Source organism: Candidatus Syntrophosphaera sp., assembly GCA_019429425.1.
GTDB lineage: Bacteria > Cloacimonadota > Cloacimonadia > Cloacimonadales > Cloacimonadaceae > Syntrophosphaera.
Genome location: JAHYIU010000064.1, coordinates 1 through 13715, shown reverse-complemented (window position 1 = coordinate 13715; position 13715 = coordinate 1). Strand labels below are relative to the sequence as shown.

The window sequence follows — 13715 nt, the reverse complement described above, 5'->3', positions numbered from 1 at the left end:
AAATGTCCGCATTATTTCCATAGACGGCAAGTTCGACGATTGCCAGGCTTTGGTCAAACGCGCCTTCAATGATCCGGAACTGGATTATCTGAAGCTCTCCTCAGCCAATTCCATCAACATCGGACGCCTCATACCCCAGACGGTTTATTACTTCTACGCCTATTCACGATTGGCCCGGCCGGGGGAAAAGATCGTGTTCAGCGTACCCTCTGGCAATTTCGGAGACTTGATGGGCGGCCTGATCGCATCCCGCATGGGCCTGCCTGTCCATCGCTTCGTGGTGGCAACCAACGAGAACGACGAATTCCCCATCTTCATGGACACCGGAATGTATAAGGTCATCGCCCCCTCCCGCAACTGCATTTCCAGCGCCATGAACGTCGGCCATCCCAGCAATGTGGCCCGCCTCATCGCCCTCTACGGCGGGCAGATGGACGAAAAGGGAATGATCCATAAACAACCCGACCAGGCTTGGTTGCACAGGGATCTCTTCGCGATCAGCATAAACGACCGGGAGACAGAGGCCACCATTGTAAACACTTGGGAAAAACACAGGGTGCTGCTCGAGCCTCACGGAGCCGTGGGTTGGGCCGGTTTGCAGCGCTATCTGGAAGCCCATCCGGAGGACGCAGACAAGGTTTGCGTGTCCCTGGAAACAGCCCATCCGGCCAAGTTTCCGGAAAAGATCCGCGAACTGCTGGACCTCGATCCTGAGCTTCCGCCCTCTTTACAGGGGCTGGATGATAAACCGGAAACCATTGTTCCGCTTGAATTTGCATATAGCGTATTCAAGCAATACTTGCAAGACAACCACTAAAGCATATGAAATACATGATCATACTTGGTGACGGCATGGCGGACTATCTGCTGGAGGAACTGGGTGGCAAAACACCGCTGATGGCCGCTCAGAAGCCGAACATGGACCGCCTGGCCAAACTCGGCCGGAGCGGAATTCTCAGCACCGTGCCCCCGGACATGCCAGCCGGCTCCGAAGTGGCGAACCTGTCAGTCTTGGGCTATGACGTGCGTGAAGTTTATCAGGGCCGTGGTGTTTTGGAAGGCGCCGCCATGGGCGTGGTCATTGGCGATGCTGATCTGGCCATGCGCTGCAACCTGCTTTGCCTGGAGGACGCAAAGATCAAGAACCATTCGGCTGGCCATATCAGCACCCCCGAAGCCAGGCTGCTTATCGAACACCTGAACGCCGAACTGGGCAGCGAGATTGTCACTTTTCACCCCGGAGTCAGCTATCGCCACCTATTGGTGCTCAAGAACGGCGATCCCGCGATCAGCCTGACTCCGCCCCATGACGTTCCGGGCTCGCCCTGGCGAGATGTTCTTCCGGTTGCGACCTCAGCTTCCGGAATCGAGACAGCGTCACTGCTCACCGATCTGATCATCCGTTCCCAAGCTCTGCTGAAAGATCATCCAGTAAATCTGGCCCGCAAAGCCGCCGGAAAGGACCCTGCCAATTCGGCCTGGTTCTGGTCGGCGGGAAAAAAACCCCGCATGCGGACCTATCAGGAGCTGTTTGGCAAAACCGGAGCCGTGATCTCCGCGGTCGATCTGCTCCACGGGATCGGGGTCTATGCCGGATTCCGGGTCATCCACGTTGAGGGAGCCACGGGGCTTTACGACACCAATTACGAAGGCAAGGTGGCCGCCGCCTTGGAGGCGATCCGCGAGGTGGACATGGTGTATCTGCATATCGAGGCCGCGGACGAGGCAGGCCACGAAGGCAACGCCTCCCTCAAAACCAAATGCATCGAAGCCATCGATGCCCGTGTGGTCGGTCCCATCATGTCCGCACTTCAAAACTTTGCCGAACCGGTGGCCATTGCCCTGTTACCCGATCATCCGACCCCCGTATCAACCCGCGGCCACGTCCACGATCCGGTTCCCTTCGTGATCTACAAACCCGGAGAGGGGCCTGATTCCGTTGACCGCTACGATGAGGAGAGCGCCAAAGCCGGATCCCATGGGTATCTGGAAAACGGCGAATTCATCCGAACCCTGTTTGCCTGAGACCAAATAGACCCTATAAACAACGAGGAAGGTATGCCATGAGAAATGTGGCCTTCATGATTTCCTGTTGCGCGCTGCTGGCCGTTTGCGGTGGCCTCGGCGCGCTGCATTTCGCCCGCTGGAGCACATCCATGGGCAGTTTCACCGCCGAGATCTATGAGCAGCAGACTCCGATCACGGGCAACAATTTCCTGGATCTGGCCAACAGCGGATTTTACAACGACCTGATCTTCCACCGCGTGGTGGCGGGCTTCGTGATCCAGGACGGATGCCCATACGGAACCGGTTACGGCGGCCCCGGCTACACCATTCCCCTGGAGATCTATCCGGGGTTTCATCACGACCAGGCCGGTATTCTGGCCATGGCCCGTTCCGCAGATCCAAATTCCGCCGGCTCCCAATACTACATCACCCTGGCCCCGGCGCCCCATCTGGACGGAAATTACGCCATCTTCGGCAAGGTGTTGCAGGGCCTGGACGTGGTTTTGGACATCGGACTTGTGCCCGTGGATGCCAACGACCGGCCCATCACGCCGGTCACCATCGACACTCTGCGCGTATTGGACCTTTCCATCGGAACCACCACACCGCCTGATTCCACACTGTATTACTGCGCTGAAGGCCATCCGCAGATGTTCATCGTGGAAGCCTCATCCCAAAACCACATCATCACTTACGAGTGGTTTGTGAACGACGTCCCTCAACCCGGCAGCACGGATTTCATCTTTGAGACCACTTTCTCCGACGGCGCCTACACCGTAACCTGCAGGGTCAGCAACGCGGAATGGAGCCATGACGTTGTTTGGGATGTCTGGGTGGAGGGTTTGGCTGTTGACGACCCCATCCCGCCAGCGGCCGGCACATTGGAGATCTCCCCCAATCCCTTTAAGGAGGGGACCTTTGTCAGGCTGAACTCCAATTCCCCGGAGCTCTTCTCCCTCGGAGTTTACGACCTTCGGGGCAGACTTGTCCGCGGCGCTCCGGAAGACTTGAAACACGGCGGCGTCTGGTTCTGGGACAGCCGGAACGAGCAGGGAAAGCGGGTTCCCGCGGGAGTGTACATCATCCGCGCCAGTTCCGCCAGCCACCAGGTCGTCAGGAGATGCGCGGTCTATTGAGCACACTTTAAGAAAGAGCCCCTTTTCCGCCCTCAGCGCTGGAACTTACGCCGGTCCTACATTCGCCCTACACACTCCGAATAAAGTACGGGATGTGTAGGGCGAGAGTTCAACCGGCATAGCTTGAGCGAAAGAGGGCTTTATCTGCCGATGGCGGTCCCGGAGGCAAGTTCCTTGCGGACAGATTCGTCTTTCAGATTTCCCCGGACGATGATCTTCGCGTTCTCCATCAGGGTGACCTTCCCTTTCAGAAGCAGCCTGCTTTTGGGTCCCACTGTCAGCGTCGTCCCGGGCATCAGGATGAGGTGGGAATTCTTGTCCAGAGTGACCCTGGCGCATTTCTGCAGCGTCACGTCACCACTGACGACCGTTGTCCCATCGATCTTGTGTCTGCCCTTGGTTTGCGGGGGCAAAGTCCCAAAAAGCTGGAGCAGCCTGCCTTCCCCGGCTGGCAATGAGATCTCGGCGCTCTTCCCGGCGGTGGGATAGTACACTTTGGCATAGGGGTCGTAGAGCAGCAGATTCTTGCCGAATCTGCGCGTGGCCGCTGAACTGAAGGTCAATCTCAGAACCTGGGGACCGGCTTCGGGAAAATACTTATCGTATTCGGCGTCGGGGACGTAACGGGCCTCGGTAATAATGTCCGGGGCGAAATAATTCCCCCTGCGGTTAACAATCATATATTGGGGATTTCCTTCGGAGTCCCGATAATAGGCGCATTGGACGTAGCCTTCGTAGTCGCCCTCTCCTGATGGCAACACCAGCAAAGAACCGAGCAGGGCTTGCTTTTTCCCTCTGTCGCCGCCCACTGAGGTGGTCCCGATCGATTCTGAGCCCAGCCAATCCAGATTCAGCAGGATCAGGCCGTATTCCTTCACCCGGGGATTGGTGGAACTCACGGCCGGCCAGATGACCGGGTCCGGGCTCGGATAGGGATAGTTCTTGCTTCCAGTCTGGGAATTGGTGATCACGTGATGCCCGTATCCCTCGCTAGTTTGGACACTCCTCAGGCTGTAGTGGAGGATGCCGTCCGGTCCGAAGCAGAGAGGCAGGTAGAGCAGGGCCTTTTGCGTTGCCAGCGGCGGTTTTTGCCAGAGATTCCACTGCTGGCGGCTGTCCCGTTTGGCCCAGCCGCCCAAAACCTGGACGATCGGATAGAATTTCCTGCCTTGCTCCGCATCGCGGTAGAGCTTGCTTTCGCGGTAGGTCCTGATCAGGGTGGCGTCCAGCACGTCCTGGATGAAGCGGCCATCGTCCCTGGGGCCTGGAGACCAGTCCAGATCAGGGGTCAGGGGATAAATGTCCGGGGCGATGATCCTGGGCCGGGCCAGCTTGCGGAAGGCGTCGACATGGTCGTAGCGGATGCCTCTCTGCTTGTCCAGCACGAAGTTCTTGTGCTGATGGTCATAGACGGCGGTGAAATATTCGATCCCGTCCTCCGCGGCGGCTTCCTGGATCAGGCGGAAACTGTCGAACTGGCCCAGCAGCGGTTCGTCGAAGGAGTAAAAGGCTTTCACGTTGCCTTCGCTCTGGGCGATCACGCTGCGCATGCGGCGGCGGATGCCGTCATTCCAGAAATCGCTGTCCGAGCGCAGGTCGTGGTGAATCTGGTCTTCGATCTCCACATAATCGAGCTCCACGTTGCAGTTGCCATACCACCAGACCCGCGGATTAAGATTGACGAGGCGGATCCTGTCGCGGGAATCGGGAGTCGAGGGATTGAGGTCGTGATCGAAGGTCAGAAGCCTGGCGTCCAGCAGATCGGCATAAGAAACCCGGATCCAGAGGTCCTGGTAAACGCCGGGATCATCCATCCCCGCTAGATCTCCGGCCCTGAGGATGGTTTCCGGGGCCTTTCCTTCCTTGCCGATGTGGTCAAGGACCTGCGGTTGGCTGGCAAAGCCAGAACCGGCAAACTCATATCCGGCCAGATAGAAGCGCAGCAGCGGATCTTCGGGTTTCAATCCCTTTTGGACATCGGTGACCCTGAAGCGGAATTTCACCCAGATGTGGTCCTGCGCCAGCAGGGAAGGGTCGTTCTGGAACAGCATGAATTCAGCCCCGAAACGGACATGGAAGCCGTTCCGGTTGGGCCAGCGATAGCGCAGGTCCGTTAACAGATAGCCTTTGTTGTCGCGGCCCGTCCTGGCCTGCCAACTCCAGCCGTTGGACGAGCCGGCTGAGCGTAGCGGATTCCCAACCCGCGGCTGGTTTTTCTCGCTGCGGGCTGCGTACCAGAACTGGTTGTTGAACCTGTCGCCCGGCCGCAGCTCAGCTTCGCTGGCGTATTCGGCCTCGAACCGCGCGTAATTGGAAATCGCCAGCGTGTGGGAGGCAAAGCGGTGTTCATGGGCCAGGGATTTGTTCCAGGCAAAATCGTTGATTATGGCGTCCAGGCCATATTTATCCATGATCTGAAACAAGCCGGGCAATCCGGTGTCGTCCGAGCGTGTCTTGATCGTAGTGGCGTTGTAGCCCAGGCTGTGCATGATGCTGCAGAGCGTGTCGCGGAGGGCGCGGTCTTCCTGGGTGCTGTTGTTGATCGAAGAATAGACCCCCAGCATGAATCCATCTGAGTGTTTGGCCGCCAGAGGGGCCGCTCCCAGCCAAAAAGCCAGCAGGACCGTTAAAGCAAGGTATGCTCTTGTCATGATCTCTCCCCTGTGTCTGATAAAACTTTTACTATGCGGAGCTTGGAACGTTTCTCAAGCCTGCCCCTTGCTCCGGAAAGAGTTGATTCAATTTTGCCAAACTCAATGCCTGTGCAGTTGCTGCCTGGCCTTGGCCAGCACCTGCGCAAGAGTTTCCCGCACTTCCAGCCAGTCCCCCTTATCCGGAACCAGGTGTTTCAGCATTTTGCCCCCGGTCTGTTTCTGCTCCCAGGCAATGATCAAAATGAACCACAGCAGGTAGGAAACGCTGGTGGTGAGCGCGGCCCCTTTGATCCCCCAAAGCGGTATCAGCAGGAGATTCAGCCCGATATTGACGGCCAGGGCGAGGCCGGCGATGACGATGGTGATGACCGGGAAGCCCTTGCTGTTCAGATAGTTGTTGAACAGGGAACCGAAACTGAGCCCGTAGCTGGCCGGGATCAGCCACAAATAAACCGGATAGGCGGGCACGAATTCAGCGCCGTAGAGGATCGCCAGCACAAACCTGCCCAGCATAAGGAAGCCCAGATTGGCAGCGGTTAAAAACACAAAGAAAAGCAGCAGCATCTTGCGCATCACGATCCATTTGCCAAGGTCGTCCGCGGTGTCCGAAAGCTTTACGAGCAGCATGCCGCCCACCACATTTGAGGCCGCCTGGAGCAGATCCACCACATGCGCGCTGATGGAGTAGATCCCCACCTGGCTGAAATCCAGGAAGTATCTGATGAGCAGGATATCCGCGCGGATCATCAAAGAAATGAGCAGGGCGGATATGAACACCCTGATCCCGAATTTATAGGAGGAAAACACATAGCCCAGATCAAGCTTGCGGAATGAGAGATCCCAATGATGCCTGCACATGAAGAACATGATGCTCGCAGAAAGCCCGATCAATACAGCCCCCAATACCCAGGCCAGGCGGTCCGCGCCGCGCAGGAGCAAATATCCCAATAAGATGAGTAGCAGGAAGGTGGCGGAATTGATCAGCTGCCCGATGGAATGAAGCCAGATCTTATCCAATCCAAGATACAGGCTTTGCATCTGCATGAAGAATTTCCTCAATGTGACCAGCGCCACAAAGGCCAGCATGTACACAGGATTGAAATCAAAACCCAATGCCCGGCTCCAGAAATTGATCAGTATTAGCCCGATGGCACAGAGCAGAATTGTCTCGGCCAGGAACGTGAGCACGCTCCAGCCAAAGAGGTTGTTGACCTTGCCGGGTGATTTGCGGATCAGGTATGGGTAGCTGTGATATAGCCCCAAATCCAGCACCATCCAGATGAAACTCCCCATCGTGACGAGATAGCTGTATTGCCCTTTGAGCTCCACGCCCAGGTAGCGGGCGCTGATCCAACTGCTGAAAAAGGCGAGGATCATGATGATGAGCCTGGCGCTTCCGCCCATCATGATGTTCTTTTTCAAGTTGATTGAGCTCACCGGTCCTCAGGCTCCGGAAGCAATGCGTGGATCAGCTCTGTCATGGACGCTTGCAGCCGTTCGAGGGAATATTCGCTTTGAACCCTGGCCAAAGCTGCATCCGCCATCCGGAGGCATTTCTCAGGTTCGTTCAGGGCAGCGGAAACCGCGGCGCAGAAACCCGCGATATCGCCAGCATTGAGCAAAGTCCCGCTCACGCCGTCCTCGATCAGATCGGGTATTCCGCCCACCCGGCTGGCGATGACGGGCACCCCGTTGGCCATAGCTTCGATGACCGCGACTGGCGTTCCCTCATTTCTGGAGGTCAGCAGCAAGATGTCCAGGTCCGCGTAAAGCGGCCGCAGGTCCTGGATGAATCCGCTGAAAATGATATTTTCCTGCTGCCCCAGTTCCCGCACCCTGGCCTTCAGGTCTTCCTTCTGCTCGCCGTCGCCGGCGAACACGAAAATCACGTCCTTGTGGATGGCCAGGATGGCTGAGGCAATCTCCAGGAACAGAAAGGGGTCCTTGATCGCGGTGAGGCGGCCGACAAAGGCTGCCAGCCTGTATCGAGCGGGGATCCCGAATTCTTTTTTGAACTCCCCCCGGACGCTTTCAGAGTGGGTGATCCGGGCCAAATCCACTCCCCTGGGGATCACTCTGATCTTGGTTTCCGGGGCGATCCTGTATTTAAGCAGCTCCGCCTTCTGCTGTCCGCTGATGGAGATGATGCCTTGGGAAACGCGAGCCATGAGGCGTTCCAGGACCACGGAAAACCAACTCAACAGAGGACTGAAATAGCCGCTGAAATTATTCCCGTGGAAAGTGTGCAGGATCACGGGGACCCTTGCCAGCCAGGCCGCGAGCCGTCCAAGCTGTCCGGCTTTCGCGGTGTGGGTGTGGACAATGTCCGGTTTGATTTTCCTGATAACGCGCCAAAGCTGCCAAACCACGCTCAGATCGGCCAGGGGGCTCACGGAACGGCCCATCGCGGGGATGTTGACCAGCTCCAGGTCATAGTTTTGCGCCAGATAGAGCATGTCCTGCTCGTTGCCTTCCACGTTCCCGTAGATCAGGGTGGTGCTGTAATCCCCGTTGTTGAACATGTCGGCCAGTTCCATCACGTGGATGGCCGGCCCGCCGATGTTCAGCCGGGTGATGATCCGGACGATCTTAATCCTGGGCATGGCCGGTCATTTCCCTGATGGTGGCGACCACTTCTTCGGTCGTGATGGCCTTGATGCAGCGGTAATCATATTTACAGCCGCGCTGGTCGCAGCCGCTGCAGGGGAAAACATAGCCTAAAGATCGCGAATTCTCACCCAGGGGGCCGCTGATCCTGGAAAGATATGGACCCATCAGACCCAGGGTGGGCACCCCGCTCAGGGCGGCGATGTGCATGGGCCCGGAATCGTTTCCTATGAATAGCTTTGCCCGGGCGATCAAATCCTGGCTTTGAACCAGGGATAGCTTGCCCGCCATGTCGATGGTCCCGGGTGAGCTGGCCAGGCTTAAGATGGCGGCATTTACCTTGGCATCCAGGCTATCACCGATCAGATACACTTTCCCGCAGATTCCGGATTCGAGGAGGTGGTTGATGATCTCCGCGTATTGCCCTGGCGGCCAGCGCTTTCCCACAAACTCCCCTCCGGCGTGGATCACGGCATGATCTTCGGCTATCTTCATTCGGGAGATATCCGCATCCCCGGCTTTGAACGGCCGGATGCCCAGGCTTTCGCTGATCAGGGCCGGCCTTTCGCTCAGGTGGCAGGAGCGCATGTCGATCCAGGATTCCTCAACTTCCCTGCCCACGGCTTCAAGCTTGAACCGGTTCAGAAAGTGGTTGCTGAAACTGAGGTCGTTGATGTAGCCCAAAACCGCCCTGGCATTGCTAAGCAGCGCCAGGACCGAGTTTCTCAGCAGCCAGCCCGGGAGGATGATCAGATCAGGCTGCAGTTTGCGGATCTGCCTGAGTGTTGCCCGATAACCGGTGTGGGCGATATACTCGTCAAACCGGAAGTATTTCTGTTGCAGATCGATAAATCCGGCTGGCAGGCAGGCGCTGATCACCGCATCGGGAAAGCGTTCCCTCAACTGGCGGAAAAAGAAGGACGCGCAAAGGATATCCCCCAATCCCGAGAGATACAAAACGCAGATCCTGCGGGGCTCGCTTCCGCTTATCGGCTGGCTTGCCTTTCTGAACCTATAGAGCAACCACGCGGCATACATGAGCGCGATCTTGAGTATGTTGCGCAGTTTAATCATAAAGCCCGATCAGTTGCCGGCAAAGTCTTTCCCGGTCAAATCTGGAAACCACGTCCCGCCTGGGAACATATTTCCCGGGATTTTCCCTCAGCCTGTTCAAAGCCGCCAGAATGCCGTTCGGATCGCCGGCATAAACATATTCACCCGCCCCGCTTTCCTCGATCACGTCTTTTACGATGCAGCTTTGGGGCCCCACGGTCAACAGCGGGCGGCCTGCGCGAAGCAGCTCGAACAGCTTGCCGGGAAAAAACTCGCGCGAGTATTTGTCGTCGTTGATCATCAGAAGCACAATGTCCGCGCCCAGAACATATTCCAGTGCCACCCGATGATCCATGTAACCGCGATGGTCATAAAAACCATAACCCCGCTTTCGTATCAGGTCCTCCACCTCAGGGCTGATGCTGCCAATGTGGAGATACTGGAATTCCTGCCAATCCAGTTTTTTGATCACCTCCAGAACAGGCATGACGTTTGGCCTGAAAGGATTGTAGAGCTTGCCCATGAAGAGGATCGTGAACTTGTCGAACGACCTTGGCTCAAGGGCCTGGAAATCATCCTCGTCATAGCCGTTGGTGATGGTGCTGGATTTGGCCTCCAGCCAGGGATAATGCTGAATATAGGTCCGGCGGACGGCTTCCGTGGTGAACAGGGCCATGTCGCAGGTTTTGAGCACAAGCTCATCCAGTTTCCTGATGGCCCTCATCCTGAACGCGGGGAGTTTTTCCGCCATCAAAGGCTCGAACTGCCAGGCGTCGCGGTAATCGGCCACCCAGAAGATCCTGTCCTTGAATCTGCGTTTGAGCAATATCCCCGCCAGAAAGGCGGAGTAGGGATAAGCGGTTATGTAGACATTTCTGATCTTGTGTATCTTTATTATTTGGCAGGCTTTTAGATAGGCAAATGGAAACCAGCCTATCTGCTTGTCAAGCGGAAATAACACGTGGTTAATGAGTTGCAGAAATCTCGAAAGCAGGGCCCGGGGCTTGAAAGCTCCTCTTACCCCGGCAAAGCGCAGTTCGGCAACCCGGTCCACGCTCCGGCCTCCAAAACCAAGGCTGCCCGTCTTATGGATCCTGGCGGAAGGGGGTATCTCCCCGCACAAACTGTGGTCCAGAATCGTTTTGGTGGGCTTTTTGGGGGTAACCACAAAGGTTTTCCAGCCCGCCCTGTCCAGGTATTTGAGGAATTTAAGCGGTCGCTGCACCCCGCTTTCCGCGGTGGGCGGAAACTCATTGACCAGCATCAGGAGCTCAGGCTTCATAGCGTTCCCTCAGTTTGGCGATCAGGGCATCCATCCCATAATCCCTTTGCGCCAGTTCCCTGCCTTTCCGGGCGATCTCTTGGGCCTCCTCAGGATGCTGACGCAGCCAGAGCAGCGCCTTTTCCAGCTCAGGCAGGCTTTGGGGCGGCGTCAAAACCCCCGTGCTGCCGTCTTCCACGATCCCGTCGATGCCCTGGCCTTTCACCCCCACGATCGGGATCCCCGCGGACATGGCTTCAAGATAGACCACGCCGAAGGACTCGCGGTAACTGGGAAGTGCAAAGGTGTCGAAAAACCCGTACAAGTTCCGGACCAGCGGATTGTCCAGAGCGCCGGTCACACGCACAGAACCGCTCAAGCCCAGTTGTTCAACAAGCCTTGCCAGAGCTGCCTTTTCCCTGCCCTCTCCGACGATCATCACCTGAAGGTCGTGCCCCTGCCTGATCAATCCGGCGGCGGCTTTGATCAGCAGGTCAAATCCCTTGCTTTCAACCAGCCGGCCCACGCTGATGATCTTAAAGCTGCCGGGGTGGAGCCAGTCCACGAGTTCCCGGGGCACCTCGCGATCCGGGATTGCCGTGACCGCGTTGCCGATGTTGGAACTGCGGGAGAGCGGCACATACTTGCCCAGGCGCTGGCGCAGTCCCTCATTGACGCAAAACACGTGGTCCCAGCCCCGGTAGGCGGATCCCAGCGCCAGCCGGTAAAACACGGCGTGCAGGGGTGTTTCGGCCATCTCTGGCAGGGTCTTGACGGCATGGACGCTGAGGAACTTCCGGCCGGGTAACTTCCTCAGGGCCCTGCTCAGGCAAAAAAGCTCCGGAAGGTGGCGGCAATCATGCACATGGATGAGGTCGGGCTCCCATTCCCGGATCACCTTGCGTATCGCCGGCAGGGCATGGCGCCGGTAGTTCAAGGCGTTGAGCGGGAAAAACACCCGTACCGGCCAATCTATGCTCACCAGCTCATAATTTTGTTCCCGGCTCGCAACAACTTTGTGTTCCGCCGGGAAAAATGTGGCCACGACCTTGACCTCATACCAGTTTGCCAGATGTTCCGCCTGCATCTGGACAAAGGTCCCGGACGCGGTTTTGGCCTCGTGCGGATACATATCCGTGATAATCAGCAGTTTCTTCATTTATCCTCTTGCATGGTTTCAAAGCGGCCGGCGGGGCGGTTTTTGTCAATAACTCTTTTCCGCCGCCAGCCTCCGCGCCGGAATAAATAGCTTTACAAAAATCAGCCCCGCCAATTATGGTGTATGCTATTGAACATCAGCAGCGGGCGGAAATTCGCCACGCCAATATCAACATTCGCAAAGTGGAGCAGTTAATGGATAAAATCAGATTGGGCCTGATCGGTTGCGGAAGGATCTCCAAGAACCACTTCGACGCTGTGTCGCAGATCCCGGAAGCGGAATTTGTGGCGGTGGCGGACCTCATCCCGGAGAAAGCGCAGACTGTGGCGGAAACCTACGGCATCAAAAGCGTCTACACCGATTATCTGGAAATGCTGGAGAAAGAGCAGTTGGACGCGGTGAGCATCTGCACCCCCAGCGGCCTGCATCCGCAGATGGGGATCGAGGTGGCCAAACGCAAGAAGCACGTCATCACCGAAAAGCCGATGGCCATCAACGTCGAATCCGCGGACAAGCTGATCCACGCCTGCGACGCCAACAAGGTCAAGCTCTTCGTGGTGAAGCAGAACCGCCTCAACAGCACCATGCAGCTGCTCAAGCACGCCATCCAAAAAGGCCGTTTCGGCAGGATCTACATCGCCCAGTCAAATGTTTTCTGGCAGCGCCCCCAAGCCTATTACGACGCCGAAAAGTGGCGCGGGACCTGGGAATTCGACGGCGGGGCCTTCATGAACCAGGCCAGCCATTATGTGGACGGGCTCTACTGGCTGCTCGGCAATGTGGACAGCGTCATGTCCTACACCTCGACCATGGCCCGGCGCATCGAAGCCGAGGACACCGGCTGCGCCATCCTCCATTTCCGCGACGGCCTCATCGCCACCATCAACGTCACCATGCTCACGTATCCAAAAAATTTCGAGGGCTCCATCACCATCATCGGCGAGAAGGGCACCGTCAAGATCGGTGGCGTGGCGGTGAACAAGATCGAGAAATGGGAATTCGAGGACTACGACGATGACGACAAACTCGCCCTCGACTCCAATTACCAGCCCCCCAACGTCTATGGCTTCGGCCACAACCCCTATTACCGCAACGTGATCGACGTCCTCCTCAACCGCGGCGATCCCTCCACCGACGGGCGCGACGGACGCAAATCGGTCGAGATCATCCAGGCCATCTATCTCTCCGCCAAAACCGGTAAAAGGATCTCGCTGCCTTTGTAACCCAAGTTTCAGCTTAACGGCTTTGGATTTTTAAGGGCAATAGGGGGAAAGGGGGAGCCTCACACAGATTTCACAGATCTCACAGATTTGAAGGGATAAGCACGCAGATCCCGCAGATCACGCAGATTGAAGGTCAAGCCAATGGAAGGCACGGCGAATATGGTCAAATAATCCGTCCAATCCGTATGATCCGTCGAATCCGTAGGTAAAAGAAGCCCGGAGCCGGAAAACCCAGCCCCGGGCCCTTCTTGTCATCCCGGGCCTGACCCGGGATCCAGTTCTTTATCAGTTGCCTCTTTTGTGAAGTGTTTTTTCTCACCATGGGGGGGCTCGGAAGGGGCGCAGCGTCCCTTTTGCCCTTTTCCCCTTTTGCCCTTTGAACATCACTTCTCCACTTTCAGCTCAAAGCCCAGCTTGGCAAAGATGAGCTCGAGCAGGATCAGGATGATCAGTTCGAAGAAGCTCTGTTCGTCTTCCTCGCCCACCAGCGGGATGTCCACCACCTTGTTCACCTTGGTGGCCAGTTCCCGGGCCAATGCTTTGATCAGGTCGCAATCCATATTTTCCTCCTTGTTTTTCTTTGTTTCACGCGGATCGGCGCGGATAAAAAGCGCA

At 56.9% G+C, this 13715-nt stretch carries 11 protein-coding genes; 4 read left to right on the top strand and 7 right to left on the bottom strand.

Going from position 1 to position 13715, the window contains the following annotated elements; genetic code table 11:
- The 3 genes from K0B87_07285 to K0B87_07275 all read left to right on the top strand — a co-directional run.
- The coding region (locus tag K0B87_07285) for a threonine synthase (GenBank protein ID MBW6514542.1) at window positions 1–817 on the top strand (817 nt) is incomplete at its 5' end.
- Between the two features lie 5 nt (window positions 818–822).
- The gene (locus K0B87_07280; protein MBW6514541.1) at window positions 823–2025 is read left to right on the top strand and encodes a cofactor-independent phosphoglycerate mutase; all 1203 of its coding nucleotides are present in this window, start codon (window positions 823–825) and stop codon (window positions 2023–2025) included.
- A gap of 56 nt (window positions 2026–2081) precedes the next feature.
- Entirely contained in the window at window positions 2082–3143 is a 1062-nt protein-coding gene (locus K0B87_07275; GenBank protein ID MBW6514540.1) for a peptidylprolyl isomerase, read from the top strand.
- A gap of 140 nt (window positions 3144–3283) precedes the next feature.
- Here K0B87_07275 and K0B87_07270 read toward each other — a convergent pair whose 3' ends face one another.
- The 6 genes from K0B87_07270 to K0B87_07245 form a co-directional block, all read right to left on the bottom strand.
- Entirely contained in the window at window positions 3284–5794 is a 2511-nt protein-coding gene (locus K0B87_07270) for a hypothetical protein (GenBank protein MBW6514539.1), read from the bottom strand.
- Window positions 5795–5896: 102 nt separating this feature from the next.
- Window positions 5897–7234, bottom strand: a complete 1338-nt coding sequence (locus K0B87_07265) for a polysaccharide biosynthesis C-terminal domain-containing protein (GenBank protein MBW6514538.1) — start codon at window positions 7232–7234, stop codon at window positions 5897–5899.
- The gene (locus K0B87_07260; GenBank protein ID MBW6514537.1) at window positions 7231–8400 is read right to left on the bottom strand and encodes a glycosyltransferase family 4 protein; all 1170 of its coding nucleotides are present in this window, start codon (window positions 8398–8400) and stop codon (window positions 7231–7233) included. Before K0B87_07260 ends, K0B87_07265 begins: the two co-directional genes overlap by 4 nt.
- A complete protein-coding gene (locus tag K0B87_07255; protein ID MBW6514536.1) occupies window positions 8387–9478 on the bottom strand; it encodes a glycosyltransferase family 9 protein in 1092 nt (363 codons plus the stop codon). The genes K0B87_07260 and K0B87_07255 overlap by 14 nt, the downstream gene beginning before the upstream one ends.
- The gene (locus K0B87_07250; GenBank protein MBW6514535.1) at window positions 9471–10739 is read right to left on the bottom strand and encodes a hypothetical protein; all 1269 of its coding nucleotides are present in this window, start codon (window positions 10737–10739) and stop codon (window positions 9471–9473) included. Before K0B87_07250 ends, K0B87_07255 begins: the two co-directional genes overlap by 8 nt.
- Window positions 10729–11877: a glycosyltransferase gene (locus tag K0B87_07245; protein ID MBW6514534.1), complete on the bottom strand. Its 1149-nt coding sequence runs from the start codon at window positions 11875–11877 to the stop codon at window positions 10729–10731. The genes K0B87_07250 and K0B87_07245 overlap by 11 nt, the downstream gene beginning before the upstream one ends.
- Before the next feature lie 194 nt (window positions 11878–12071).
- On the opposite strand from K0B87_07245, the gene K0B87_07240 reads away from it, so the two are divergent.
- Window positions 12072–13100 (top strand): Gfo/Idh/MocA family oxidoreductase, encoded by a 1029-nt coding sequence (locus K0B87_07240; protein MBW6514533.1) that lies wholly within the window; start codon window positions 12072–12074, stop codon window positions 13098–13100.
- Window positions 13101–13483: 383 nt separating this feature from the next.
- On the opposite strand, the gene K0B87_07235 is transcribed toward K0B87_07240, so the two are convergent.
- Window positions 13484–13715, bottom strand: a 232-nt coding sequence (locus K0B87_07235) for a hypothetical protein (protein ID MBW6514532.1), incomplete at its 5' end; no start/stop codon positions are given.